This is a genomic window from Stenotrophomonas sp. PD6 (assembly GCF_049199305.1).
Taxonomy (GTDB): domain Bacteria; phylum Pseudomonadota; class Gammaproteobacteria; order Xanthomonadales; family Xanthomonadaceae; genus Stenotrophomonas.
Map to the genome: position 1 here is coordinate 348,444 of NZ_JBLZQD010000003.1, position 25,512 is coordinate 373,955.

General features: G+C 67.0%; 21 protein-coding genes and 1 pseudogene. 8 read left to right on the plus strand and 14 right to left on the minus strand.

Annotated elements, in window-relative coordinates:
• Window positions 1-66: 66 nt before the first annotated feature.
• On the plus strand, window positions 67-1,251 hold the full coding sequence (locus tag ACOZHM_RS07395; protein ID WP_421568531.1) for a GAF domain-containing sensor histidine kinase: 1,185 nt from the start codon (window positions 67-69) through the stop codon (window positions 1,249-1,251).
• 60 nt (window positions 1,252-1,311) lie between these two features.
• Here the strand turns inward: ACOZHM_RS07395 and ACOZHM_RS07400 are convergent, their stop codons facing one another.
• From ACOZHM_RS07400 to ACOZHM_RS07415, 4 genes are all read right to left on the minus strand, one after another.
• Complete coding sequence (locus ACOZHM_RS07400; protein ID WP_421568631.1) at window positions 1,312-2,154, minus strand: alpha/beta fold hydrolase; 843 nt, start codon at window positions 2,152-2,154, stop codon at window positions 1,312-1,314.
• A 213-nt stretch (window positions 2,155-2,367) separates the two neighbouring features.
• The gene (locus ACOZHM_RS07405) at window positions 2,368-5,367 is read right to left on the minus strand and encodes a sensor histidine kinase (RefSeq protein ID WP_421568533.1); all 3,000 of its coding nucleotides are present in this window, start codon (window positions 5,365-5,367) and stop codon (window positions 2,368-2,370) included.
• A 65-nt stretch (window positions 5,368-5,432) separates the two neighbouring features.
• Window positions 5,433-5,867: a helix-turn-helix domain-containing protein gene (locus tag ACOZHM_RS07410; RefSeq protein WP_421568535.1), complete on the minus strand. Its 435-nt coding sequence runs from the start codon at window positions 5,865-5,867 to the stop codon at window positions 5,433-5,435.
• Between the two features lie 81 nt (window positions 5,868-5,948).
• Window positions 5,949-6,317 carry a hypothetical protein gene (locus ACOZHM_RS07415; protein WP_421568537.1) on the minus strand — a complete coding sequence of 123 codons (369 nt, stop codon included), beginning with the start codon at window positions 6,315-6,317 and terminating at the stop codon, window positions 5,949-5,951.
• A 184-nt stretch (window positions 6,318-6,501) separates the two neighbouring features.
• Here ACOZHM_RS07415 and ACOZHM_RS07420 point away from each other — a divergent pair, with 184 nt between their 5' ends.
• Window positions 6,502-6,864: an H-NS family nucleoid-associated regulatory protein gene (locus ACOZHM_RS07420; protein WP_421568539.1), complete on the plus strand. Its 363-nt coding sequence runs from the start codon at window positions 6,502-6,504 to the stop codon at window positions 6,862-6,864.
• Between the two features lie 25 nt (window positions 6,865-6,889).
• Complete coding sequence (locus ACOZHM_RS07425) at window positions 6,890-7,747, plus strand: hypothetical protein (protein ID WP_421568541.1); 858 nt, start codon at window positions 6,890-6,892, stop codon at window positions 7,745-7,747.
• Between the two features lie 38 nt (window positions 7,748-7,785).
• Here the strand turns inward: ACOZHM_RS07425 and ACOZHM_RS07430 are convergent, their stop codons facing one another.
• The 5 genes and pseudogenes from ACOZHM_RS07430 to ACOZHM_RS07450 form a co-directional block, all read right to left on the minus strand.
• Window positions 7,786-8,166 (minus strand): tautomerase family protein, encoded by a 381-nt coding sequence (locus tag ACOZHM_RS07430; protein ID WP_421568543.1) that lies wholly within the window; start codon window positions 8,164-8,166, stop codon window positions 7,786-7,788.
• Window positions 8,167-9,141: 975 nt separating this feature from the next.
• Window positions 9,142-9,567: pseudogene (locus ACOZHM_RS07435) on the minus strand (nuclear transport factor 2 family protein); the annotation flags it as partial.
• Between the two features lie 96 nt (window positions 9,568-9,663).
• Window positions 9,664-10,482, minus strand: coding sequence for a LytR/AlgR family response regulator transcription factor (locus tag ACOZHM_RS07440; protein ID WP_421568545.1), 819 nt, complete (start codon window positions 10,480-10,482; stop codon window positions 9,664-9,666).
• 1 nt (window position 10,483) lies between these two features.
• Window positions 10,484-11,560, minus strand: a complete 1,077-nt coding sequence (locus ACOZHM_RS07445; RefSeq protein WP_421568547.1) for a sensor histidine kinase — start codon at window positions 11,558-11,560, stop codon at window positions 10,484-10,486.
• An 81-nt stretch (window positions 11,561-11,641) separates the two neighbouring features.
• On the minus strand, window positions 11,642-12,385 hold the full coding sequence (locus ACOZHM_RS07450; protein WP_421568549.1) for an SDR family NAD(P)-dependent oxidoreductase: 744 nt from the start codon (window positions 12,383-12,385) through the stop codon (window positions 11,642-11,644).
• A gap of 136 nt (window positions 12,386-12,521) precedes the next feature.
• Here ACOZHM_RS07450 and ACOZHM_RS07455 point away from each other — a divergent pair, with 136 nt between their 5' ends.
• Both ACOZHM_RS07455 and ACOZHM_RS07460 read left to right on the plus strand, forming a co-directional pair.
• Window positions 12,522-13,454 carry an AraC family transcriptional regulator N-terminal domain-containing protein gene (locus tag ACOZHM_RS07455; RefSeq protein WP_421568551.1) on the plus strand — a complete coding sequence of 311 codons (933 nt, stop codon included), beginning with the start codon at window positions 12,522-12,524 and terminating at the stop codon, window positions 13,452-13,454.
• Complete coding sequence (locus ACOZHM_RS07460) at window positions 13,444-14,541, plus strand: DNA glycosylase AlkZ-like family protein (RefSeq protein WP_421568553.1); 1,098 nt, start codon at window positions 13,444-13,446, stop codon at window positions 14,539-14,541. Before ACOZHM_RS07455 ends, ACOZHM_RS07460 begins: the two co-directional genes overlap by 11 nt.
• A 23-nt stretch (window positions 14,542-14,564) precedes the next feature.
• Here ACOZHM_RS07460 and ACOZHM_RS07465 read toward each other — a convergent pair whose 3' ends face one another.
• From ACOZHM_RS07465 to ACOZHM_RS07485, 5 genes are all read right to left on the minus strand, one after another.
• A complete protein-coding gene (locus tag ACOZHM_RS07465; protein ID WP_421568555.1) occupies window positions 14,565-16,499 on the minus strand; it encodes a PEP/pyruvate-binding domain-containing protein in 1,935 nt (644 codons plus the stop codon).
• A gap of 64 nt (window positions 16,500-16,563) precedes the next feature.
• Window positions 16,564-17,097, minus strand: coding sequence for a hypothetical protein (locus ACOZHM_RS07470; protein WP_421568557.1), 534 nt, complete (start codon window positions 17,095-17,097; stop codon window positions 16,564-16,566).
• Window positions 17,098-17,099: 2 nt separating this feature from the next.
• Complete coding sequence (locus ACOZHM_RS07475; protein ID WP_421568558.1) at window positions 17,100-18,221, minus strand: hypothetical protein; 1,122 nt, start codon at window positions 18,219-18,221, stop codon at window positions 17,100-17,102.
• A gap of 71 nt (window positions 18,222-18,292) precedes the next feature.
• Window positions 18,293-18,925, minus strand: a complete 633-nt coding sequence (locus ACOZHM_RS07480) for a hypothetical protein (RefSeq protein WP_421568560.1) — start codon at window positions 18,923-18,925, stop codon at window positions 18,293-18,295.
• 3 nt (window positions 18,926-18,928) lie between these two features.
• A complete protein-coding gene (locus ACOZHM_RS07485) occupies window positions 18,929-19,399 on the minus strand; it encodes a hypothetical protein (RefSeq protein ID WP_421568561.1) in 471 nt (156 codons plus the stop codon).
• Between the two features lie 407 nt (window positions 19,400-19,806).
• Here ACOZHM_RS07485 and ACOZHM_RS07490 point away from each other — a divergent pair, with 407 nt between their 5' ends.
• The 3 genes from ACOZHM_RS07490 (at window position 19,807) to ACOZHM_RS07500 (ending at window position 25,483) form a co-directional block, all read left to right on the plus strand.
• Complete coding sequence (locus ACOZHM_RS07490; RefSeq protein WP_421568562.1) at window positions 19,807-20,049, plus strand: energy transducer TonB; 243 nt, start codon at window positions 19,807-19,809, stop codon at window positions 20,047-20,049.
• 168 nt (window positions 20,050-20,217) lie between these two features.
• The gene (locus ACOZHM_RS07495) at window positions 20,218-21,741 is read left to right on the plus strand and encodes a hypothetical protein (RefSeq protein ID WP_421568564.1); all 1,524 of its coding nucleotides are present in this window, start codon (window positions 20,218-20,220) and stop codon (window positions 21,739-21,741) included.
• Window positions 21,742-22,054: 313 nt separating this feature from the next.
• Window positions 22,055-25,483 (plus strand): response regulator, encoded by a 3,429-nt coding sequence (locus tag ACOZHM_RS07500; RefSeq protein ID WP_421568567.1) that lies wholly within the window; start codon window positions 22,055-22,057, stop codon window positions 25,481-25,483.
• The last annotated feature ends 29 nt before the right edge of the window (window positions 25,484-25,512 follow it).

Sequence of the window (25,512 nt, forward strand, 5' to 3'; positions counted from 1 at the left end):
CGGGCAGCAGCTCACGTTTCATGTGACCATTTGTCCCCTATGTCAGACCCCGCCCCCACCGCCCCCGTGACCGATCCCGCACTGCTCCGCGATATCGCCGAGATCAGCCGGATCAAGGCCGTTCCGCGCATCCTGGAAACGGTCGCCCACATCACCGGATCACGGTTCACGGCGGTTGCCCGCGTGACCGAGACCACCTGGACCGCGTGCGCGACCTACGACACCCTGGGCTTCGGCCTGGTACCCGGTGGCCAGCTGGTGCTGGAGACGACCATCTGCGACGAGATCCGACAGTCGGCCAAGGCGGTCGTGTTCTCGCATGCCAGCCAGCACCCGGTTTACTCGAAGCACCATACGCCGCGCATCTATGGGCTCGAGAGCTACGCGTCGGTGCCGATCTTCCGGCCGGACGGGACGTTCTTCGGCACTCTGTGCGCCATCGATTCGGCGCCGGGCGATTTCGACGAGGCACATATCCTGCGCTCCATGGAGCTGCTGGCCGAACTGGTCGGCAATTACCTGGACACCGAAGACCGCCTTGAACAGGCCGCCGTCGCGCTTTCCGATGCCAATCAGATCGCCGAGTTGCGCGATCAGTTCATCGCCGTGCTGGGCCACGACCTTCGCAATCCGCTGCAGTCGATCGGCATCGTTGCCGAAACGCTGGAGATGGAGCCGCATTCGGACCGCCAGCAGCGCATGTTCGACCACATCACGGCCAGCGTGACGCGCATGCAGGGGCTGGTCAGCGACGTGCTGGATTTCGCCCGTGGCCGCCTGGGCGGCGGTATTCCCATCGCATTGCGACCGGTCGCCAACCTGGATGCAGAACTGCAGCAGGTCGTGAACGAGGTGGTGACCGCGACCGGGCGTTCGGACATCGCCGTACGGATGCAGGTGGGGTGCACCGTGATGTGCGATTCCAACCGGCTCGCGCAGCTGCTTGCCAATCTGCTGACCAATGCCGCGCAGCATGGCGACAGCACGGCGCCCATCGCGCTGGAGGTGCAGGCCAATGCAGAGGCGTTGGTGCTCACCGTTCGCAATGGCGGGCATATTCCCGTGGACATGCTGGGCAGCATCTTCAGCCCGTTCTCGCGTGAGCAAGGGTCGCTTCCGCGGCCGGGGTTGGGGCTGGGGCTATATATCGCGGCGGAGATCGCGCGCTCGCATGCGGGGACGCTGACGGTGGCGTCGAGTGAGGCGGCCGGGACCGCGTTTACGTTCCGGATGCCCAACGTCGCGGGTTGAGATTGCGCTGCCACGCATGGCGTGGCACTACGGGGACCGGGTCCCCGTAGGCCGTTTGGATCAGGACTTGATGAAGGCCAGCAGGTCCGGGTTGATCACATCGGCGTGCGTGGTCAGCATGCCGTGCGGGTAGCCCTTGTATACCTTGAGCGTGCCGTTCTTGAGCAGCTTCACCGACAGCTCGGCGGAATCGGCAATCGGCACCACCTGGTCGTCGTCGCCGTGCAGCACCAGCGTGGGCACGGTGATCGCCTTGAGGTCGTCGGTCTGGTCGGTTTCCGAGAACGCCTTGATGCCTTCGTAGTGGGCCTTCGCGCTGCCCATCATGCCCTGGCGCCACCAGTTCTGGATCACGCCCTGGGAGATCTTCGCGCCGGGGCGGTTGAAGCCATAGAACGGGCCGGTCGGGAAATCCACGAACAGCTGGGCGCGATTGGCCGCAACGCCTGCACGGATACCATCGAACACCTCGATCGGCAGCCCGCCCGGGTTGGAAGCGGTCTTGAGCATCAGCGGCGGCACCGCACTGACCAGTACCGCCTTGGCAACGCGGCCCTGCGGCTGGCCGAACTTGGCCACATAGCGCGCCACTTCACCGCCGCCGGTCGAATGGCCGATGTGCACCGCATTGCGCAGGTCCAGGTGTTCGGCCACGGCGGACGCGTCGGCCGCGTAATGGTCCATGTCATGCCCGTCGCTGACCTGGGCCGAGCGACCGTGGCCGCGACGGTCATGCGCGATCACGCGATAGCCGTGCTGCAGGAAGAACAGCATCTGGGTGTCCCAGTCGTCCGACGACAGCGGCCAACCGTGGTGGAAGACGATGGGCTGCGCGTCGCGCGGGCCCCAGTCCTTGTAGAAGATGCGGACGCCATCTTTGGTGGTGACGAAGTTATCGGACATATGCGTGGTTTCCAGTGGTGGCGTAGAGGTGCGCGCGGTGGCGAAACTGGGCAGCGCCATCACGGCGAGCGCCGAGGCGCCGACCTGAAGCGCCTGGCGGCGGGTGAACGTCAGCGTATCCAGCTGGCGTGGGGGCATCGATGCATCCTCCTCGTGGGCGGCAACCCGCATGGAAACAGACGCGCGGCAACGGCGCTTGTACGCCGTTGCGCTTTATCTGCCGGCCAGCGACCGCAGGCGGCTGAACAACGCCCCCAGGCGATCACGCAGCCCTGCCACACCTGGGCGGTAACGCGATTCCCAGGCGAAAGCGGCCGGGATCTGCAGGTCGATCTCGGTACCGCGCCCCGGCCGGCCAGAGAGAATGGTCACGCTGCCACCGGTACGCGCGGCACGCTCGCGCATGCCTTCCAGGCCCCAGTGTCCTTCCGGCGCCCCGGCATCCTGCGAAAAGCCCACCCCGTCGTCATGGATGCGAAGCCGGAACGCCTGGCGGGCATAGCTGATGGAGACCTGCACGGTGGTGGCACGCGCATGGCGGAATGCATTGAGCATCGCCTCGCGGCCGATCATGTAGGCCTCTTCCCCCGCGCAACGCTGCATCGGCCGCGGCGTGCCTTCCACCACCAGCCGCACCGCCGGCATCTCCATCCCGTCGCACTCCTCCAGTACCGCCATCAACGCCGTGCCCAGCTCCTGCGCATGGCCCACCTCCCCGCGTAATCCACGCACGCGCTCACGGCCGTCGGCCGCCACCCGCTCGGCCATGGTCATCGCCGCTTCCAGTTCGATCCGCACCGGATCGGTCGGTGCCAGTTTCCTGCTCGACGCATGCAACCGCAGGATCAATCCCTGCGTGCTCTGCAGCAGCGTATCGTGCAGGTCCCGGGCAATCCGCTCGCGTTCCAGATGCCGCTCATCGAGACGTGCACGGATACGCGCGGCCAACTGCCGCAGTCGCCCCAGGTAGAGCAGCCACAACACCGCTGCCACCACAGCAACGCAGAGCACGCGGAACCAGCCGGTTTCCCAGTAGTGCGGCGCGATCGAGATCGCCAGCTGTGCACCCTGTTCGTTCCACACCCCGTCGTTGTTGCTCGCCGCAACGCGGAACACGTACTTGCCCGAACCCGGTGCGTTGTAGAAGGCCGAGCGTGCCGGCGATGCCTCGAACCAGTGCGAATCGAAACCCTCGAGCATGTAGCGGAAGCGCACCCGCTCGGGAATGGACAGACTCAGGGCAGTGAAGCGGATGCGCAGGTTGCGCGTGCCCGCCGGCAAGTCCACCTTGCCGGCCTGGATCGGCACGTCGGCGCCGTCGACCGCCAGCGAGAGAATCTCGACCGGCGGCGGTACCGGATTGCGCACCGTTTTGCGTGGATCAATCGCGACCAGGCCACTGGTCGTCGAGAACCAGAGTCGCCCATCCTGCGTCCGTGCCGCGGTAGGCAACGGCCGGAACTGTGCGGCGATGCCGGGCAAGGCATCCAGGGCATCGAACCGCTCGTACCGCGGCCTGCCCTGCCCGCCGAAGAGTTTAGCAACGTCACCGGCGCGCACCCGCACCACGCCGCGCGCGCCGTTGAACCACAGGTCACCGGCCGCGTCGGCAACGATGCCGCTGATGCCACGCAGGTCCTCGCGTACCCCGGGCACCACATTGCGCAGCGTGTTTCCGACCACCTGCGCCAGGCCGCGCTCGCCGCCGATCCACATGCCCTGCCGGTCTTCAAACAGCGCGGTGACGTTGCCAACGTCCAGCGGTTCACCGGACCACGGTGTGGAGAACACCCCGTCCTGCATGACCGCCACGGCATTGCGTGCGAACCCCAGCCACAGGCGGCCGCGTGTGTCGGCCTGCATCACCAGCGGTGAATCCCCGGGCGGTAACCCCTTCTGATTCTCTATGTGCGTCCAGCGCCCCTGCGCGAAACGGTGCAGGCCGGGGGTATTCAACGACATCCAAAGCGCGCCATCCCGCGTGGTCGCCATGGCCTGCACGCCCGAACGGCCGGAAACCGGCAGCTCGGACACCTTCTCTAAATGCTCGCTCTGCTTCCGCCACAGCCCATCGGGGCCGGCGAGCCACATGCGTCCGCTGGCATCGCGGTGCATGGCCGTGATCGCCGACGACAGCCCGAGCGCTTGATGCGATGACAGGTCCACGCGCTGCAGGGGATGGTTGCGGGTGCCCACCAGCAACGCATCGCCGTCGGCGGCAATGGCGAATTCCTGCGCCCCTTCCGGCATGCCCACCTGGATCAGGTTGGCGTGGCGGAACCGATCCAGCCCGCGGCTGCTGCCCACCCACAGGTTGCCCTCGCGGTCTTCGAGCAGCGGCTGCACGTAGTCGGAGCTCAGCCCGTCGGTACGGCGGAAGGACTCGAATCCCGCCGGCACGCGCTGCGCGGACCGGCGCAGCAGCCCCGACCCCAGCGTGGTCGCCCACAGCACACCGTCCCGGTCGAAGAGCAGCCCCGCGGAGGCACCTGCCTCGCCTTTTTCCAGCAGCGGGCGCACCCCGCCATCGGCCTCGGCCACCCAGATCGCCCCATCGGGCGCCTGCGCGATCTGGCTGACCCGCCCGACGCTGGCCGGCACACTGGCGAACGCACGGGCGCCCCGTCGCAGGACCACCATGCCGCGTTCCGTTGCCACCCACAGCGTGCCGTCGCGGTCGGTGAACAGGGTGCGCGCCTGGCGGCCCGGATACGCCATGGCCGGCGTGGGACGCACCCAATGCTGGCCCTGCAGTGACACCGGGCCGGTGAACGTGGCGGCCCACAATCGGCCCTCACCGTCTTCCGCGAAGCGGAACACCGTACTGGTGGGCAGGCCATCACGCTGGCCGTAGTGGCGGACCCGGGAACCCTCGATCAGGCTCACGCCGCCATAGCGGAAGCCCACCCACAGCCCGCCGCTGGCGGAGGTATAGAGCGTCGAAACACTTGTCGCAGGGAAGCCGTTGTTCCCCGGCGGCACGAAGCGGGTGAAGCGCGCGCCGTCGAACCGATACAGGCCGATTTCCGTTCCAAGCCAGAGATAGCCATCCGCTGTCTGCGCCAGCGCGGTGACCTGCCCGGGCGCGCCCTGATTCACCGTCCATGCCGTGTGGTGGAACTGCGCCAGACTGCGGGCTGGATCCAGCGCGGCTGCATGTCCACTGAGGAGCAGCAGCCATGCGCAGGCGATGCCCCGGAATATGAACGTCATTGTCAGCCCCTTGCCCCCGCGCACGCGACGTCGCAGGCGGCGCTCAGGCCATCATACAAAAAAGCTCAGCTCGCCCTGTCGGCAGGCTCACACGCGAACGGATGTGCGGCGCGTGCATAGGCGGTGGGCGTACATCCCAGCGTGCGGCGAAACCAGCGCACGAAGTGGCTCTGGTCGTAGAAGCCCAGGTCGGTGGCGATCTGGCCGATGCGCCGCCCATCCTTGCGCAGCAGGTGCCGGGCGCGCTCGATGCGTCGCAGGCGCTGGTATTCCATCGGACTGACCCCGACCTGGTGGCGGAACAGGCGTGCGAAGTGGCAGCGGCTCATGCACGCCACGGCAGCGATCGCACTGAGCTGCAACGGCTCGCAGAGATTGGCGTCGATGTACTCCATCGCCTTGGCCACCGCCAACGAGCTCCCCGCAGCCCCATGCACCGTCATGCGGGCAGCGGGGCCCATCACGTGTTCGACCGAGGGTGCCGTTGGGTTGGCTTGCACGGGCGTCGACCTCGCGGGAGTTGTCGGACATGGTGGCCCCACGGGCTGCCTGCCCCCACCCCCAAACGGTCCAGACCACGACTACTCTTTCGGGTTGTTGCCGCCCCGGCTTGCCGGGCGACGCAGCACGCGGCGACCGAACAGCAACGCATCTAGCGAGTAAGCCCCGGGGCCCACCAGCGAAAGGGAGATCACCAGGCCTGCGAAGGGCCAGCCGTCGAGGCCGGGGTCCAGGCTGCCCACCACCAGCGATACCCCAGCTCCAAGCGGGGACAGGCTGCCCGAGGCGAGCAGCAGCGCGGCAAGCCAGGCCCAGCCCAGCAGGTCGGCGGCCGGCAACGCCGCGCGCAGCCCCCAGGGGCAGACCAGCATCGATGCCAACAGCAGGCGCAGCATGAGCGCGCCGGTGCCCGCCAGCCGATCTGGAAATGTGGCGTGCAGGAACTGCACTGGTCACCGCCCGTGTTCGATGGGGTCGCCCACATTCAGGACCCATCGCCGCCCGCGTGCATGCCTCGAAAGAGGGGGGCTCACGTCCCCCTTCAGCCACCCGACGGCCGCGCTCGGCCATCGACAGCTTCACGCAGGCATTTGCTATCGTGCCCACCGTCAGTTCTTCCTTCCCTGGAATCCCATGCCCCGTAAATCATCCGCCTCCCCCACCCCGCAGGCCGTTCTGCGGGCCGCCACCAAGGAGGCGTATGACCGCGTCACCGTGCTGCTCAACGCCAGCTATGCCGATTTCAGCCCCGAGCAGCAGCGCCGGATCCGTGCGCTGGTCGCGGGCGAGGCAGCGGCCAGCCCGGTCAAACGCGCCAAGCCGGCCAAGGCCGCTGGGCAGGAGCTCCCGCCGCGTTACTGGCTGCCGCACAGCCAGGAAACCTGGTCGGGCCGCGGCCGCATCCCGCAGTCCTTCCTGGCCTGGGAAGGCACCGTGGCGCATACCGAATGGAAAAAGCACCACCCCGACGAGCGCTTCCCGGCGTTCCCGGGTTGATGGCTGGATGAGTCGTGGAATCAAGATGCGCAGGGCCGTTGGAACCCACGGCACCCTGCACCGCATCGAAGACCTTCAGAAACGCCATGACGCCAAGCAGACGTTGCCCACCCTGCTGTGCGACAGCCCGGGGTGCGGTGCCTCGGTGAAATTCGTGGCCGAGCACGGCTACATTGCCCTGACCAAGGGTGCCGAGCACCAGCCAGGCTGCAGGTACAACGCGCCCGCTCACCTGCAGGCCGTGCTGGCGGCCGGCACCGATCCGGATTTCCTGCCGCCGCTGGGCGAGGGGAAACATGAGCTGCGCCTGTTGCTCCTGCAGCAGGCCCTGAAGCGTGGCGGCGGCGAACGTCAGCAGACGGACCTGCCGCTCGATGGCTACCTGCGCACCCTCGCCGACCTGCTCATCCTGCGGACGATGTGCGAAGGCGACGACCTGCTGGCGGCCCAGGTGACCTTGCGGCTGGGCAAGAAGAAGGTTGATTGGGAGAATTTCTTCTACACGCAGGAGCGCTACGACGCCGCATGGGAACGGCTGGGTGCGAGCACTACCGACCTGCCGATGGCGTTGGTCGGCACGGTCAGGTCACACCGTGCGTCGCAGCCCGGCACCGTGTTCCTCAACTGCGCCCCGAAGTACCAGCACACCGGTGTGACCGATCGCAGGGACTTCTACGAAGTCAGTGTGGGCCACGCCGATAGCGCGTGGCTGCAATCCTTTCCGGTAGGCGCGGAGGTCGTGATGTTCGGCCTGTGGCGGCAGGGAAAGAGCAGCACTGCCTCCAGGCCCCATCCCACCGACACGCGACGGACCATCACCAGCATCACCCACAAGCTGGCGTTGTGGCCGAGCTTCAAGCGGCAACTGGCCCTCGTTGACTGACATGACGTTCGCTGGCGCGCCGCAGGGCTGAGCCGTTTTCAGGGCGCGTACTGCGCCAGCCCATTGCCGAACGACCAGTTCTCCCGCTTCACTTCCACCAGGTTGATGAACACATCCTCGCGGCGGATACCCACCGCCGCGTGCAGCCCATCGGCGATGGCCAGGTAGAACGCCTTCTTCTGCTCCAGCGTGCGCCCCTCGTTCCAGGTGACCTGGATGCAGATGAAATCGTCGGTACGTGCGATACCCAGGTAGCCCGGGTCGTAGACCAAGCCATCGGGGTCATGCTCGGTGAGCACCTGGAACCGGTCATCAGGCGGTACGCCCACGCTGAGCATGGCCTCGTACACCACCTGCCCGACACGCCGGCGATACTCGGCCGGCTTTCCCTTGCGTAGATCAATGCGGGCCAACGGCATGGCGGCGTTCTCCGGGCACATGCGGCTGCATGCGCCCCCATCAAAGCACAGGCTACGGAAGCCGCGCCACCCGCTCGCTGCGCAAGCCCGGGACGGTCAGCAGGAGGGCTCCTGCGCCAACGCGGCACGCACCAGCCGCGCTGGCACGGTGTAGAGGTTGGACTGCCCGTTCAACACGCCGTTCGAATCGGCCGCCCCCTCGGCGCCGCGCAGGCTGGCGAAGTACAGCGTCTGGCCATCCGCGCTGAACGCGGGGGTGAAGTCCATGCCCTTGCCATTGATCGGCGCCGGCAGCCGCACTGCCGGCGACCAGCCCTCGGGCCCCTTGCAACTCGCAAACAGGTCGATATCCGTTACCTCCCCGCGACGACTCCAGAACAGCGCAATCTTGCCGCCGGGCGAGAGCGTGAAATCGCCTTGGATGGACCCGTCGTTGAACGGTGCAGGCAACGCCTGCGGCGCATCGAAACCGTTGCCCTTGGCCGCTGCGCGGTAGAGCGAGAGTTGCGCGGGGCCGCCCTTGCGCGAGCTGTTGAAGTACAGCGCGCCGTCATGCAGCTCCGGGCCCAGCTCGTCACCGTCCGATGCCACTGCGGCAAGGTGTTCGGGCGTACCGAACCCCTCGGCCCGCACGACGACGCGCCAGATGTCGAGGCTGGCGTTCGGCACGTCACCACTCACCGGGCGGTTGGAGACGAAGTACAGCGTGCCGCCGTCCTGCGTCAGCCATGGGTCCGAGTCTTTGTAGCGCGGATCGGAGAACGACACCTGCGCCGGCTCGCTCCAGCCCTGGCCATCGCGCCGGGCGTACCAGATGCGGCTGTTCTTGAAGCCGGCGTCCGAGCGCGCGAACACCATGCGCTGCCCCGCCGCATCCAGGCTCAGGTTGTAGTCGTTGCGGGTGCCCGACAGCCAGCCTGTACCTGTCAGCTGCGCCGCCTCCTCACGCGCCACCGGCAGTGTGCGTGCCGGCGCGGGCTTGCTGTACCAGAGTGCGTTGACGATGATCCAGCGCTCGCCGAAGCGCCCCATGTGGAAGTAGTCCACGAACCACGGCGTCTCCAGCCGCACCGACGCCGCGTTGGCGGTCACGTCCAGTACGCGGCAGGTGCGGTTCCACTGTTCCTTCGGCGTCTTCAGCGCGCCCTGCCGGGTCAGCCCCACCAGCTCTTCCCTGCTCATGCGGCGCAGGCCCAACCGTTCGTCCGGCGTATCCCCCAGCACCATGCGCTTGGCCAGGTCCGGATGCAGCGACCGTGCTACCCGCTCGGGATTCGCCTCCAGCTGGCCGTCCACATAGTCAAAGCAGGTGGCCTCGATGGCGGCCACCGTGGCTCCATCCAACGGGGACGGGGTGTTCGCTGCGGCGGCAGCGGCAAGCAACAAGGCAAACGCAGGCATCGTTCCTCCGGTCGTGGGGTGTCGATGCATTCAACGACAGCCGCGGGCGCCTGTCTGCAGGTTTGCGACGAACCGTGGCCGGTTTGCGATGAAGCGTTAGACCGCAGCCAGCAGCCGCCCGTCCACTACCCGCACCTTGTCGCGGTAACTGCGCGACAGCTTCAGCTCATGGCCCGAATCCAGCATCAGGAAGTACTCCCCGTTGTGGTGGGGGCGCAGCTGCGTCACCCGCTCCAGATTGACGATGCTGGAGCGGTGCACCCGTGCGAACCGGCGCGGGTCCAGGCGGCCCTCCAGCTCCTGCATGGTGCCGCGCAGAACGTGGGTCTGGTCGTGGGTATGGATGCAGATGTAGTCGCCTGCCGCATCCACCCAGCGAATGGCATCGAGGTCGATGCGGACCAACCGTTGCCCATCGCGAAGGTTCAGCGTGCCGCCGGTACGGCTCACTTCGTCCAGCATCAGCGCGTCCAGCTGCGGGCGGTCCACGCCGGGCGTCGCGGCCATGAGCCGGAGCAGCCGCTCGTAATGGTCCTCGGCCTTGCGCGCGGCCAGCCGTGCGCGCGCACGCTCCACCGCTTCGTCCAGGCGGCGGTCGTCGACCGGCTTGAGCAGGTAGTCCAATGCGCTGGCCGCGAACGCCGCAATCGCGTACTGGTCGAAGGCGGTAACGAACACCGTGAGCGGAATCTGCGTGGCCGGCAGCGCGCGAAGGACCCCGAAACCGTCCATGCCGGGCATCTGCACATCCAGAAACATCAGCTGCGGGCGCAGCGCGGCAATGGCCTGTGTCGCCTGTGTACCGCTGCCGGCCTCACCCACCAACTCGATATCGGCATGGCGCTGCAGGTGCAGCTGCAGGCCACGGCGTGCCAGCGGCTCATCGTCCACGATCAACGTGCGGATGCGCGTCACCTCAGCCTCCCGCCGCTGCGGTGAAAGGCAGGCGCAGATGCACGTCGGTACCACGCGGCTGCCGGGCCACAATGTCCAGCAGTTGCTGCTCACCGTAGAGGACACGCAGGCGCTCGCGGGTGTTGGCCAGGCCCACGCCGGGACCGCGGCCGCGGGTCGGTGCAGCGAAGCCCGGTCCGTCATCGCGCACATGGAGGTCCAACATGTCGCCGCTCCGGCGTGCTACCAGCTCGATACGGCCGCCCGCCTCGCTGGCCGCCAGCGTGTACTTGATGGCGTTCTCCACCAGCGGCTGCAGGATCAAGCTGGGCACCAGCGCCGCGTCCGCCGCCGGCTCGATGTCCAGCACCACGCTGAGCCGGTCGCCAAAGCGCAGGCGCTCGATGTCGAGGTAGAGCTCAAGCGCCTCTACCTCCTCCGCCAGCGTTACCGCCTGCTCCGGATCCGACTCCAGCGAATGGCGCAGGAATGATGACAGGCTGCAGATCATGCGGTGGGCCGTATCACGCCGATCATCCATCACCAGCGTCGAAATGGCATTGAGCGTGTTGAACAGGAAGTGCGGGGTAAGCTGGTAGCGCAGCATGCGCAACTGCGCGGCGTGGGCGGCATTGGCGGCGCGCAGCGCGGTTTCCTTCTGCTGCTGCAGCTGCTGTGCCAGCTTGATGCCGAAGTACAGCCCACTCCACGACAGCAGCAGGTAGAACGCCGATGCGAAATACCACACATAGCCCAGCAGGCTGTGGATGCGGCAGTCGTCGCAGTAACTGAAGGTGATGCCCACGTGCAGCTTCATCTGCACCAGTGTGGCTACCACCAGCATCAGCGCCGCGCCGGGCACCATCACCCGCAGGGGCTTGCCCCACAGCCGGCGGTAGCCAAGGCGCAACACGCTGGTGGTGGCAAACCCACACAGCGCAACCGACAGCGACGCCACTCCATACCCCAGCGGCTTGCCGTCGCCCATGGCGGCCAGGAAACTCAGCAGGAAGTACGAAAACCAGCCACCGGTCTGCAGCAACCAGAACAGGTTCCCGCGCCTGGGCGCGAACACGGTCGTGGGAAGGGCTGTGCTCACGGGGCGGACTCGCTGGCGGGGAGTGCACTATGCGGCGGAATCGACGCGGAGGGTACCCGCCCGGTAGCGTGGGGCAGGACGCTAGATGTTGTAGCCACCAGCTACTTCAATGGTCTGCGCATTGACCCAGGCCTGATCGTCGCCGAGCAGCCCGGCAATAACGCGGCCCACGTCGTCCGGCTCCCCTACCCGGCCCAGCGCCGTCTGCGCGGCCAGCAGGGCTTCGAACTCGTCGTTGAGCCCGCCGCCCAGATCGGTGCGGATTGCCCCGGGTGCCACCGCATTGACCCGGATGCGGCGCTCGCCGAATTCCTTGGCCATGTAGCGGGTGAGCACCTCCAGCCCGCCCTTGAAGGCGGCGTATGGCGCCACGCCGGCCGTGGCCACCCGCGTGGTGGCGCTGGTGATGTTGACGATGCTTGCGCCGTCAGCCAGCAGCGGAAGCAGCACCTGCGTGAGGAAGAATGGCCCCTTCAGGTGGACGTTGAAGAGGCTGTCGAACTGCGCCTCAGTGACCGACTTGATCGGGTTGAACAGCCCGAAGCCGGCGTTGTTCACCAGCCCGCTCAGACGGGTCGCGTCCCAGGTGTCCCGCAGCGTGTCCTTCAGCTGGGTGGCGAACGCCGCGAAGCTGCCGCTGCTGCCCACGTCCAGCTGCAGGGCAACCGCCTTGCCACCCTTGGCGTGGATCCGCTCCACCACGCGTGCAGCAGCGTCCGGCTGCGCGTTGTAGGTAAGGATGACGCCCATTCCGCGCTGCGCGCAGTGCAGGGCGGCGCTGGCGCCGATGCCTCGGCTGCCACCGGTGATCAGTACGTGTTTCATACGGGTATTCCTGTGCAATGAGGTGATGCACAGGCTAGGAGCGCCAGCCTCCAAGCGCCGGCCCGATCCTCGCCGATTCCTGCCTATTCCTGCTTTCCGCCTTGTCAGCCCTGGCTGGTGGGTGTCCAATGCGGGCATGGACAGCGCTTTGCAGGAACTGCGTCGACTCGCGGCACATGCCGAAAATCGCCGTACCGAGACCGGTATTCCCCGCGTTGCCATGGTGCAGGGCCAGGTGCCCGAGCATGCGCTGGCCGCCGTCTACGAGCCCATGATCAACCTGATCCTGCAGGGCAGTAAAACCATGACCGTGGGCGGGAAGTCCCTCCACTACGACCCTGCCACGTACTTCGTCATGTCCGTGGACCTGCCGGCGGTGGGCACCGTGCACCCTGCCCGCACCGGTGAGCCCTACCTGGCGGTGAGCCTCACGCTGGACGCGGACATCCTCTCCCCGCTGCTGGGCGACACCATCGCCCCCATCACCGGACCCAACGAGCCGGTGGCGCAGACCGAAGCGTTCAATGTTGCGGCCGTCACTCCCGAGCTGATCGACGCCTGGGTGCGCATGCTGCGCCTGATGGAGCACCCCGCCGAGATCCCGGCGCTGGCACCCGCCTACGAGCGCGAAATCCTGTTCCGCGTGCTGCAGGGTCCGCAGGGACCCATGCTGCGCCAGCTCGCCACGCCGGACTCCGCGCTCGCCCGCATCAGTGCATCGATCCAGCGCATCCGCCGCGACTACGCGCAGCCACTGCGCATCGCCGCGCTCGCCGCACAGGTCGCCATGAGCGAATCGGCGTTTCATCGTCACTTCAAGGCGGCCACCGCCCTGAGCCCGCTTCAATACCAGAAGCAGCTGCGCCTGCTGCAGGCCCGCCAGATGTTGTGCGCCCACGGCATGAGCGTGACCGCCGCCGCGCTGGAGGTGGGCTATGAGAGCCCCACCCAGTTCACCCGCGAATACGCGCGTGCCTTCGGCCTGCCGCCTTCCCAGGATGCGGCGCGGTTGATCGCAGGCAGGCGCAGCGGCCCTACCGACCCGGTTGAATTGCCCCATGGCCAATGAAGTGAGTCTCGATGACCTGCGCCGCTACGCGGTGGCGCGCACCCTGTTTACGCCGACCACGCTGCCGGCGGCGATCCGACGGCTGGGCTTCCTGCAGGCCGACCCGATCCGGGCACCCGCGCGAGCGCAGGACCTGACCCTGCGCCACCGCGTCAGGGACTACCACGCCGGCGATCTGGAACGCAGCTACGCGCGCTTGGCGATCGACGAGGACTACCTGGTCAACTATGGCTTCCTGCCACGCACGCACCTGGCCTTGATCCATCCGCGACAGGCAAAAAACGCGTGGGACGCGGCCACGCGGCGCAAGGCGGCCGACGTGCTGGCCTTCGTGCGCGAGCGTGGCAGCGTGCATCCGCGCGAGGTAGACCAGCACTTCGCACACGGGCGCGTGACCAACTATTGGGGCGGCTCAAGCAACGCCAGCACGCACCTGCTCGACGGCATGCATTACCGCGGTCTGCTGCGGGTGAAACGACGCGACAGCGGCACGCGGGTGTACGAGGTGGCGGAACACCTGGACGCAGACGAGACACCCGCAGGACGCGCCCTGCGCGCAGCAGCGTTGATCGATCTGGTGGTGCGCAAGTACGCGCCCCTGCCGGCCGCCAGCCTGACCTACCTGGCCCGGCTGCTCGGCTATGGCGCACCACACCTGGCCGCGCACACCCGCACGGCGTTGCGGCTGGCGCAGGAGCACCTGGCCTCGTCCCGCATCGACGGCACCACGTGGTACTGGCCAGCCGATGAGAACCCGCGCTCGCGGCGCTATGCCGTCGACGACCAGCTGCGCCTGCTCGCCCCCTTCGACCCCGTGGTCTGGGACCGCCGGCGGTTCACGCTGCTCTGGGGCTGGACCTACAAGTTCGAGGCCTACACCCCCGCCGCCAAGCGCCAGTTCGGCTACTACGCACTGCCCATGCTCTGGGGTGACCAGGTCATCGGCTGGGCCAATCTGGCGGTACGCGACGGACGACTGGAATCGACGTTCGGCTATGCCTCGGGCGCCGCGCCTAAAGGCGCGACGTTCCGCACGGCGCTGAATGACGAACTGGAGCGCATGCAGCGGTTTCTCGCACCGCGTTGAGGCCGAAGCGCCATTGCACCCCGCTACTTTGCGCTCCCGTCCACATAAGGGCGGGACTGCAGTATCAGCACCTCATCGCCCACCACCGCCCACTCGATATCCTGGTCCACGCCACCCAGTGCCTGCTTGGTGGTTGCGCCCACCTTGGCCAGCCGCGCGATCAGCGCATCGGTCAGCACCTGGCGCGAGCCGGTGATGGGCACTTCGCGCACGCCACCCCCTGCATTCGTCACCAGCTGGGTGTCTTCCGCCGACCGGCTCAGTACCTGCACCGCCTTGGACCAGGTGGAATACATCACCTGCTCAGCCTGGCGCTTGCCCTCCACCACACGGATGCCCAGGCCCCGCTTGGCTGAAATGTAGGTGATGTGGCGACGGGCGGCATCGAAGGGGTCGCGGGTAATCATCACCCCGGAACTGTCCGACGGCGCGGCCACCTGCACCAGCACCGCCATGGCCACCGCATCCTGGCCCAGGCCTGCGGCCGTGCGTGCCTCGTACGCCTCGAAGTTGTAGACCGACGCCCATACCGTCTGCACGGCCTTGGCCACGGCATCGGCGCGGGTCACGTTGGGCACGGTGGTGTACAGACCCGCGCCACTGAAGCCCGGCAGATCTTCCGAATTGGAGGAGCTGCGTACGAATACGCCGGCGCCCTTCAACTGCCCCTGCCACTGCGTGTCCAGCGCGCGCACGAACGCGGGATCGGGCGCGGCGTTGCTGATTTCAGCGCGTAGCGTGGCCAGCGCGTCACGGCGCACATTCGGGTCGGTGCCGAAGCCCGCGCGGCGCTGCAGTTCCTGCAAGCGCTGCGGAACATGCAGACGCTGCGTCATCGCCTGGTAGTGCGCGAACGGTATGCAGAACCCGTCGGGCACGCGCGCGGCCGGGGGCAGCGCTGTCTTCAGCGTGCCCAGGTTGGCGGCCTTTACTCCGCAGTGGCTGCTGTCGCGCGCACGCAATGCCGCCAGCGGTTTGAGCGCCACGACCGACAGGTCCGGGCGCGGCAGGTTGCGTGCCACCGGGCGAGCCGACGTGGCGGCGGGGAGCTTCGGGGGGCCAGCCAGCGGCGTTACCCGGTAGTCGTTATTGGTGACCTCCAGCGCGACCCAGCGCCCGTCGTACTGGCGCAGCGCATTCTGCGCATCGCGCACATACACGTTGGGAATGCCCCAGCCCTTGGCCAGCAGGTTGACGTGCGACAGCAGCGTGGACGGGCGCTGCGTTACCAGGCCTGCTACCGGCGCCAGCGCGATGGGCACCTCGTCCAGCACCGGGATATCGCGCGGGGTCAGAGTGCGCAGCTGCGCCTCCGACCGGACGATCCGAATCCGCCCTTCGGCGCGGCCGGTGTTCAGTGGCAGGAAGCGCTGCTCGCGGATCAGCGCCTCCTGGCTGACGTAGGCCAGCTTCATGCTGCCGGCCAGCTGCTCGTGCTGGGTGGAATTGGTCTTGAAGCGGATAGGGTCGCGGAACGAGGCATGCAGCACTTCGTCAGTCTGCCGCAGCAGGGGAGCGGTGAGCTTGTCGCCTTCCCAGAATTCGTAGGTATAGCCCGGCAGGTCACGCTGCCAGCTCAGGGTGCCGAACAGGAACCGCCGCTCTGGATCGCGGTACTGCGCGTTGAGCGTGGCCTTGTCGAGGGAACGCACCAGCCCCTGGCGGCGAACGAACTGCTCATGCAGGTCGAACCGCGGCGTGTTGATGTAGTAGATGCGTGCCGCGTTCTTCCGGTCGATCACGAAGATCAGGTGCGGCATCTCCAGCGCCGTACCGGCGTTGTAGACCCGAGCAAGTTGCATGAACTGTGCACGGCTGTCGATGCGCGACAGATAGTCGGGACCGGTCGTCGCCTGCACGGGGGCGTCTTCACTGCCCGGCCGATATTCATAGGATGAAGGCTTGCGTGCGGTCTGCGCCACTACAGGCGCGGCGCAGCACAGCAGCAGGGTGAGCATTGCTCCCCACGTCAACCAACGCTGTGGCCAGGCAAGGGGTTTGCGGGCGCGTTCCATGATGTCCCTACCCGCCCTTGGCCGGCCGCGCTACGGCCGCTCGGGGGGAAATGTTGTAGTGGAAGACGACATAGACCGTGCCACTGGTCGAACGGGCGTCGTTCAGCGCGGCCGCTTCAGTGTAGAAGCGGGTGAGGCGCGGCCGCTCGCTCTCGGGTGCATCGCTCACTTTCATGTCGAAGGTCGCCGGTTTATCCGCCGTGATCGTGTAACGAACCATGACGGAAAAACTGGCACGGCTGTCGGCAAAGGCAGTCGCTGCCAGCGGCTTGATCTCCGCGTGAAGCCTCATCAGCGCATCGTTCGGGAGATTGCGCCCGCATCGGTCTTCAGGACTGGTGAACTGGAAGTTGGCCAGCTCGATATTGGGTGCCGGCTTTCCCTGGGGCTCAGGAAGATAGACTGCGGTCGCTTCGCCGCAGAACTCCTCGCCGGGAATCGCATGGGCCGGCGCGGCGACGGCAAGAACAGAGAGCAAAAGCGCAAAGGGTCTGATCCGGGAAGAATGACGTCCCAGCCAATGCGAACAGGCGCGTCGCATTGTCATCGCATCCCGCACGTCGGGCCGCTGCAGCTCCCATCTTCGATGAGGCGCACTTGCGAATGTCCCGGGTTGCCGGTGGGTAGGGGCACACCCGGCGCGACGAAGAACGTCGCCGAGTGGGCGCCGTTAAGGCCGGCAGGAATCGCGAACGCCTTGCGCACGGTGTAGCTGCGGTAAGGCATGCCCGATGAGCGCTCGGTGTCGCCGCCTTCGATGCGCGGGATATCCGGCGCGCCCTGGCTGCGCTGGCGTGCAGCTTCCCATGCGCGCAAATCGGCAGGGGTTGCCGGCCGCAGGGTGCCGTCGCGCAGTGCCGCGTCGATGCCCGCCTGCCCTGCCAGCGGTGCGTCCTTCACCTGGAACTCTTTCACCGGCGTTGCCGCCGCATCGGTGACCAGCGCAGCGCCCGGCGGCAGCTTGCCGACCACGGCGCGCCCATCACGCGCCGGATAGGCCACATCCACCGCGCGCCCGAACACCTCACGTGCCAGCGGATTGAGCTTGGCCGAGCCCTCGCCGCCCACGTACGCGTAGCCGCAGGGCCCGCGGTTGTCGTAGGTACTGATCAGCAGCGGCACGTTGGCAGGCAGGCCGGTCAGCTGCTGCCGGTGGTAGCCGGTCACCACCACGGCGGCGATGCGGGTGCCGCGCGTCCAGCCCACACTCCATACCGTTGGCTCATAGGCGCCCAGCAACAACACCACCGGCGCGTGGGGTTCATGCACCGCCACCTGGATGGTGGTCGCCTGGTGGCCACTCTGGTCGATCTGGAAGTCGGCCTCCTTGCCGCCGTAGGCACCGGCCGCATAGACCTTGGCGTTGGCGGGCATCGTGAAGCCGTCGAACGCACAGGTCGCGGGCGGAATGTCGCCCCGGGCGGGCACCTCGAACGCGAACGGCTGCGTCGCGCCGGGTTCCCGTGGAGGGTTGGTTCGCGCAGGTTCCTGCACGGGAGCGGGCTCGGTCCGAACCGGCTGCTCAGCGACGGGCTTGTGCGCATCCTCTGCCTCGGGTGCCTTCACACCTGGCTCGGACAAGGTCATGTCGCCACAACCGGCCAGCAGCGCCAGTGCAGCCGTTGTGATCGCCAACCCGCCACGCCCCGCCCGCATACGATTCATGTCGTGATCCTTCACCGTTGGATTCGCGATTCTACGGCCGACCGGGGCCGGCGTGTGGATCCCCAAACGTCCTAGCCAAGCCAGCCGGGTGGGTGAAGCTGCACAGCATGTTCGACGATGGGCACTGCCCAGCCCGGCGTTGCGCCAAGCTCTTCCACACTGGAGGGATAAAGGACGACACCCCTCTCCAGTTCCAGCACCAATTGTGGCAAGGCGACCCCGTTGTTCATGGGAGCACTGTTGTCGTAGACATGAAGCGTGGTCAGGCCTTGGGCAAGCGCGATCAGGTTCTGTCGTGACCGGTCAAAGCGCTCCCTGATCTTGTCCTCCGGGATGTCATGCCCGCCTTGGGCTACCCGATCGGCGACCCGCTCAATGTGCAGTTCAACACTGGAGAGCCCACAGAACCAGACGATGACCTCATGGGTTTCCATGGCCTCGCGAAGCAATCCAGGAATCGTGTTGGCGCCGAGCGTGGTCTCGAATGCGTAATCTTCGCCGTTGGCGATAGCCCGGGCCAGGCGGTTCCTGCCTTCTTCCCACGCTTTGGCGTTGGCTTCATCGTGCGCATATCCGGCGTCCTCGAGTTCGCGCGTGAACGCGTCGGGGTTGAACCAGGACAGCCCGTCCTCCCTGAGGTAGCCACCAAGCAGCGAACTCTTGCCCGCCCCGTTCACCCCCGCCAGGACCAGTATTCTCGGCATGATTCAGAGCGATGGCCCGATGTTCGCCTTCCCACGGCGCGCACGCTTGCGGGTGGCAGCATCCAGTGACTTCCCATCCTTCAGCGTTGCCAGCCGCAGGTCGAACGCACGTTGCAGATGCGCCAACGCGATCTCTTTGGACGCTGCCCCCAACTCTGTGGCCCTACCCGCAGACTTCGGCTTCGCAGCCCGCTGCACGAGTGATTCATAGTGGTCTGCCGCAAGTATCACGGCCTCGGTGCGGTGATGATTGGTCACCGCCACCGCCGCGGTCTTGTTCACCTGCGCCATGACGCCCGGCCAGCCACCCTTCTTCAGCTGGCTGGCGGTCATGGTGGGCAGATTCGACAGTAGCCCTTCATCGCGCTTCTTCTCCCTCTTTCGAACGGAGACAAGAGCGCCCGTCCCGGAGCTCAGTAAAGCGGTGTCAGTAGGCTTCATGGCAGCCGACCCGAAGATGGATGTGTAGCTCATCGTACACCAGTGTCCAAAATGTGCCTTTTTGGCACTACGCCACACTATGGCGACGCCCCAAACCTGGCACAACCCGCCTACACCCTGTTGTTTCGTAAGGAATTCCCTCGAACAAGCAGTGTATCGAAGACGCAGCAGGCCGCAGGCGCAGGATGTACCATCACCGGAGGGGATCAACAGGAAGCACCCATCACATGGATGGCATGAACGTCTTTGGGATTCACACCAAGGTAGGCACGGTAGTTGTGGGCGTGTTGCTGGCGGGCGCTATTGCGGGCGCATCTGCCTCGCCACTTGATCGCGCCGCACTCCAGGCGCCAGGGAGCCGAACCGCGCCTTCTCAACCGGCTACTTCCGACGCCTCCCAGAGCCTTCCGGCACCCACCATCGATCCGGCCAGCCGGGCATTGTTCCCGCCCCGCTATCCGCCGGCGCTGGCCGAGGCCGGTGAAATGGGCACCGTGGTGCTGATCGTCCGGGTCAGCCCCGAGGGCCGCGTGGACGTGGAACTGGAGAAATCCAGTGGCTTCCCGCGCGTGGACCAGCTGGCATTTGAAGCCGTCTCACTGTGGAGCTTCCAGCCGGCCGTGGTGGAGGGAAAGCCGGTGGCCAGCGCGGTGCGGATTCCGATGAACTTCTCGCCCGACTGAGCGGCGGCGAGAACACGCTTGAAGCGCGCTGGCGCTCAGGCGGACCGATGACCTCAACGCGTCGGCTGGCGCTGCTCTCCGCATGCCTGCCAAGAGGCGGATGTGCTGCCCGCCGGTGCCGGGCTAGACTAACTTTCCCTATCTCGCGCTACACGATCAAGGACGACGATGACGCTCATCACCGCCCAATCCGGGTTCGCCGCAGCAGCCTGCTGCGCTCCCAACGGACGGCAGGAACGTAGATTGCCGCGAATGCGGGATGACAGAGTGTTTTTCAGGTGGCTCATTGCACTATGTGCCGTCGCACTTGCGGCGTGCTCGAATGACGCCGCAACGACGGACGTCCACGCGCAGCCTGCGGTCACCATTGATCGTGCGTCACTGCCGCAGCGGTATTCCTCGCCACTACCTTCGACCGCAGAGGGCGTACAGGCCTGGGCGGATCGCGCCCCTGCCCTGCCGCCCGTCGGGCATGTCGTTGATCTACTTCTGACAGGCGATCCAGCGATGCTGTCGGCAGTCCAACGCTCCGCGGAACGCGTGCCGCCCAACCAGACCGAAGAGTGGGTTGGCGCGTGGCGTTCTGTGTTGCGCTTCAAAATCGGAAGCCCTGCCTACTGCGAGAGCGTCCGCCCGTTGATGGCTGGCCCGACGACACCACTGCGCGACGCGCTGGCAGGTGCGTATGCGGCGACCTGCCGTGGACCCGAGGACGTCAAGCACCTGCTCCGGCCGGACGCGCCCTACTGGGCGACGATCGAGGCCTACCAGACCGACTACTCCGGGTATCCGGCGCCGACCGATCACAAGGCACTGATCCGTGCCGCCGAGCGTGCGCTTGATGCAGGCGATCAGGACGCGCTGCGGGAAGCGGGGTGGACACTCGCCAAGCGCACCGATCCTGAAGCATGGGCTGCCCTTGGCGTCCTGCACGCGCGCGTCAGCGACCGGAAACAGGCAGATCAACTGTCCATGGCATTCTTCCGGACCGGCGATCCGCGCCTGCATGACCTCGCCTGGCGCGCCTGCGCCCGCATGACGCGGCCGCACACCATGTGCGAGTCGGGGCCACAGAACAATTCGCATTCCCTGGATCTACCTGCACCTCCCAAACCCGCTGCCTCGGACGTTTCGGTCATGCGCCAGAAGCTCGCGGACGCTGGTTTTCCCGGAATGGCAGATACCCCTGCGCAGGCCTTCGACAGCGCGGATGCGACGTCGATGCTCGCAGTAGCGGGCCACGTCTACGCGTTCGACGCCGAAACCGACCAGTTCCCCAACGAGCACGACGCCCTGCTGCGGAAACTTGCACCCCTGGTGCAGCCGGCGCTCGCGGACACCGTGTTCGAGGAACAGTTTCCCGACGCAGAAGACGGCCCGTATCGCCTCATCGCCTATCTGGACGGTAAGCGCTACCAGATGCAGGCCCGCAACCTCGGCGACTGGTACGACGTGGATGCCGTGCTGCTCCTGCTCAATACCATACTGGCGGACCGCGGCCGTAGCGAGCGCTTTGCCAACCTGCACACGGGCGATCAGGTCGCCTTGGTTGTTGGTGGTCCGCAGACGGCGATCACGTCAGCGTTTGAGAGTGGCCTACTGGAATCGGGCGATGCTGGTGAGGCCGAGCAACATGGCAAGGCGTTCGAGGAGCGGGTGCTGAAGACACTGAAGTCCACGCAGCGGCCATAGGCGCTGGGACCGTCGGCGTCCTCTGGACGTCAGCGCCGAGCCATGTTGCCGTCCCTGGGCACGCGCCCCCCTACGATGATCGGCAAGCAGCAGCACGTTGCCGTTGCGTGTGACCGGGTCATACAGCACCAGCGCCTCGCCTTCGGTACCCGCGCCGCAGAGCATTCTGCCAGCGTCCGCGTCAGGCTGGGCCTGGCGACGTATGTCGTCAATAGGCGGGAAGTCACTCACGCGTGGCGTGGATCCTGTCGCCAGCCTGCGCCGTCTACCGGCGTGATACCCTGACCGGTTGCATCCATCCTGCTGCCCGCCCATGACCACCACGCCCAAATCCCGCGCTGCAACTCCGGCCGGCACCGCCTTCCGCACGCTCGTGCCGCTGCTGGTGGTCATGCTGTTCTTCCTCGGCAGCGGATACCTGGCCGGCAAGAACATCCAGACCATTCGTGAGGGCAGCGCCCTGGTGATCCGCTCGCAGGAGACGATGACCGCCCTGAGCGACGTCCTCTCTGCGGTGCAGGACGCCGAGACCGGCCAGCGCGGCTATCTGCTCACCGGCGACGACAGCTACCTGGAACCCTATCGGGCGGCACTGGGGCTGGCCAGCACGCGGCTGGACGCCATGGAAAAGGCGTTGGCGGATGACCCGGCGCAGCAGGACAGGCTCAAGCTGCTGGCACGCAGGGTCCAGGACAAACTGGACGAACTGCGTGAAACGATCGAACTGCGCCGCGCGCAGGGCCTCGAGCCCGCCCTGGCTGTCGTCACGTCCAACCGCGGCAAGGCGGCCATGGACGATATCCGCGCGCGCCTGGCCGCCATGGGCGCCATCGAGCTGGACAAGCGCGCGCGGCGGCTGGAAGAAATGGAGTCTGCCTACAACACGGCGCTGACCTCGGGCTCGGCCAGCGCCGTGCTGGGCATTGTCCTGACGATCTTCATCGCCTTCCTGCTCCGTCGCCACACCCGCGCACGCGAGCGCGACGCCTGGCTGCAGCGTGGCCGGCTGGAGCTGGCCACGGCGACCGGCGGCGACCTGGACAGCGGCGCACTGGCACGCGCCAGCCTCACCTTCCTCGCGCGCTTCACCGGCGCCGAGGCCGGCATGCTGTTCGTGCCGGCCGCCAACGGCTTCCAGCAGATCGGCGCGGTGGGCACCGCTTCCGCGCCGGATGGCAGCGACCTGCAGCGTGACGGCGGCACCCTGCTCGGCCGCGCCGTGGACGAGAAGCGCGCGCTGGTCGTTGCCGATGTGCCGCCGGGCTACTTCACGGTGGCGTCGGGACTGGGGCAGGCCCAGCCTCGCCACCTGGTCATCGCCCCCAGCATCCACGAGGGCGAGGTGAGCGGGGTCATCGAGCTGGGCTTCTTCGGTGCGGTGCCGGCCGAGGTGGTCGAACTGCTCGAGCTGGCGTCCGGTGACATGGCGGTCGCCCTGCGGTCGGCGGCGTACCGGGCCAGGCTGTCCGAGCTGCTGGCGCAGACCCAGCGGCAGTCCGAATCGCTGCAGGTGCAGAGCGAGGAGCTGCGCGTCTCCAATGAAGAACTGGAGGAGCAGAGCAAGGCGCTGCGCGGCTCCCAGCACGAGCTGGAGGAGCAGCAGGCCGAACTGGAACAGACCAACAACCAGCTCTTCGATCAGTCGCAACAGCTCGAAATCGAGCGCGACAAGCTCGCACGCGCCAACGCCGCCATCGTGGCCGAATCGCACAAGGTGCAGCGCGCCAGCCAGTACAAGTCCGAGTTCCTGGCCAACATGTCCCACGAGCTGCGCACGCCGCTCAATTCGGCGCTCATTCTTTCCAAGCTGCTGGGCGACAACCGCGACGGCAACCTCAGCGCGGAACAGGTGAAGTTCGCGCGTACCATCCACGCCTCCGGCACCGATCTGCTCAACCTCATCAATGAGATTCTCGACCTGTCCAAGATCGAGGCCGGGCACATCGAGGTGCATGCCGAACGCTTCGGGGTGGAGAAGCTGCTGTCGGATATTGCGGCGCTGCTCGGCCCGGTTGCCAGCGAAAAGGGCTTGTCGCTGGACGTCTCGATGCTGGCCGACTGCCCGGCGGTGATCGAGTCCGATCGCCAGCGCATCGAGCAGATCCTCAAGAACCTGCTGTCGAATGCATTGAAGTTCACCGAGACCGGCGGCGTGACCGTATCAGCCTCGGCCACGCGCGACGGCCGCGTGGCGTTCTCGGTGACTGACAGCGGCATTGGCATCGCGCCCGAGCAGCAGACGCGCATCTTTGAGGCGTTCCAGCAGGCGGACGGCTCCATCAGCCGGCGCTACGGCGGCACGGGGCTGGGGCTGTCCATTTCGCAGGAGCTTGCGCGGCTGCTGGGCGGCGACATCACCGTGGAGAGCGAACCCGGCAAGGGCAGCTGCTTCCGGCTGGTGGTCGCGGCACGCCTGGTGGACCCGTCTCCGGCAGCCGCAGCGCCCGCGCGCGCCACACCCGCACCCATTCGCCCTGCCCCCGCGCAGGACGCCCGACTGGCTCCACTCGCCCCGCGCCAGCCCGGCGATGCCGGCGGCGCGCCGAGCAACAACGGACGCGGCCTGATCCTGATCGTCGAGGATGACATCGCCTTCGGTCAGATCGTCAGCGACCTCGCCAACGAAATGGGCTTCCGCGCGCGGGTGGCACATACCGCGAGCGAGGCCTTGGATGCCGCGCGCGCGGAGCTTCCGCACGCCATCGTGCTGGACGTCGGCCTGCCGGACCAATCGGGCCTGTCGGTGCTCGACGTGCTCAAGCACGACATGCGCACCCGGCACATTCCCATCCACGTGGTGTCCGCGCTGGACCATTCGCGCAAGGCGCTGTCGCTGGGCGCGGTGGGCTATCTCGGCAAGCCGGCCACCCGCGATGAACTCGCCGACGTACTGCTCGCGCTGGAGCGCCGCCTGTCACTGCGCCCACGCCTGGTGCTGGTGGTCGAGGATGACGCCGTCCAGCTGGATGCCGTACGCGAGCTGCTGGCCCTGGCCGATGTACAGACGATCGGCGCGCGTTCGGCATCGGAGTGCCTGCAGGTGCTGGCCGAGCATACCTTCGACTGCATGGTGCTGGACCTGACGCTCCCCGATGCCTCCGGCTTCGAGCTGCTGGAGATGCTGAGCGAGCAGAGCCCGCATGCGCTGCCCCCGATCATCGTCTATACCGGCCGCGTGTTGTCGCCTGCCGAAGAGGTGCGATTGGGCCGCTACTCCAGCTCGATCATCATCAAGGGCGCGCGCTCACCCGAGCGCCTGCTCGATGAGGTGACGCTGTTCCTGCACAAGGTCGTCAGCGACCTGCCCGAATCACAACAGGGCATGATCCGCACCGCGCAGCACCGCGACACCGCGTTGGAGGGTCGCCGCGTGCTGGTTGTCGAGGATGATGTGCGCAACATCTACGCGCTGATGAACGTGCTCGAGCCGCACGGCTGCAAGGTGACCATCGCGCGCAACGGCCAGGAGGCCATCGACATGCTGACCACCGCGGTCGTAGGTCCGGCCCCCATCGAACTGGTGCTGATGGACATCATGATGCCGGTCAAGGACGGCCTGACCGCGACCCGCGAGATCCGCCAGGACGGGCGCTTCGGCAAGCTGCCGATCATCGCCCTCACCGCCAAGGCCATGCCCGACGACCAGCAGCAGTGCATCCAGGCGGGCGCGAGCGATTACGTGGCCAAGCCGCTGGACGTGGACAAGCTGGTGTCGTTGATCCGGGTCTGGCTGATGGCGTGACGGCGGCCGTGGGCACCTGCAGAAGCAGC

What these genes read in the sequence shown, in the direction of transcription:
- ACOZHM_RS07400 (WP_421568631.1), bottom strand. Translation starts at nt 2,154, where the DNA reads ATGTCCGATAACTTCGTCACCACCAAAGATGGCGTCCGCATCTTCTAC.
- ACOZHM_RS07405 (WP_421568533.1), bottom strand. Translation starts at nt 5,367, where the DNA reads ATGACGTTCATATTCCGGGGCATCGCCTGCGCATGGCTGCTGCTCCTC.
- ACOZHM_RS07420 (WP_421568539.1), top strand. Translation starts at nt 6,502, where the DNA reads ATGCCCCGTAAATCATCCGCCTCCCCCACCCCGCAGGCCGTTCTGCGG.
- ACOZHM_RS07425 (WP_421568541.1), top strand. Translation starts at nt 6,890, where the DNA reads ATGCGCAGGGCCGTTGGAACCCACGGCACCCTGCACCGCATCGAAGAC.
- ACOZHM_RS07430 (WP_421568543.1), bottom strand. Translation starts at nt 8,166, where the DNA reads ATGCCGTTGGCCCGCATTGATCTACGCAAGGGAAAGCCGGCCGAGTAT.
- ACOZHM_RS07450 (WP_421568549.1), bottom strand. Translation starts at nt 12,385, where the DNA reads ATGAAACACGTACTGATCACCGGTGGCAGCCGAGGCATCGGCGCCAGC.
- ACOZHM_RS07455 (WP_421568551.1), top strand. Translation starts at nt 12,522, where the DNA reads ATGGACAGCGCTTTGCAGGAACTGCGTCGACTCGCGGCACATGCCGAA.
- ACOZHM_RS07460 (WP_421568553.1), top strand. Translation starts at nt 13,444, where the DNA reads ATGGCCAATGAAGTGAGTCTCGATGACCTGCGCCGCTACGCGGTGGCG.
- ACOZHM_RS07465 (WP_421568555.1), bottom strand. Translation starts at nt 16,499, where the DNA reads ATGCTCACCCTGCTGCTGTGCTGCGCCGCGCCTGTAGTGGCGCAGACC.
- ACOZHM_RS07470 (WP_421568557.1), bottom strand. Translation starts at nt 17,097, where the DNA reads ATGCGACGCGCCTGTTCGCATTGGCTGGGACGTCATTCTTCCCGGATC.
- ACOZHM_RS07475 (WP_421568558.1), bottom strand. Translation starts at nt 18,221, where the DNA reads ATGAATCGTATGCGGGCGGGGCGTGGCGGGTTGGCGATCACAACGGCT.
- ACOZHM_RS07480 (WP_421568560.1), bottom strand. Translation starts at nt 18,925, where the DNA reads ATGCCGAGAATACTGGTCCTGGCGGGGGTGAACGGGGCGGGCAAGAGT.
- ACOZHM_RS07485 (WP_421568561.1), bottom strand. Translation starts at nt 19,399, where the DNA reads ATGAGCTACACATCCATCTTCGGGTCGGCTGCCATGAAGCCTACTGAC.
- ACOZHM_RS07495 (WP_421568564.1), top strand. Translation starts at nt 20,218, where the DNA reads ATGACGCTCATCACCGCCCAATCCGGGTTCGCCGCAGCAGCCTGCTGC.
- ACOZHM_RS07500 (WP_421568567.1), top strand. Translation starts at nt 22,055, where the DNA reads ATGACCACCACGCCCAAATCCCGCGCTGCAACTCCGGCCGGCACCGCC.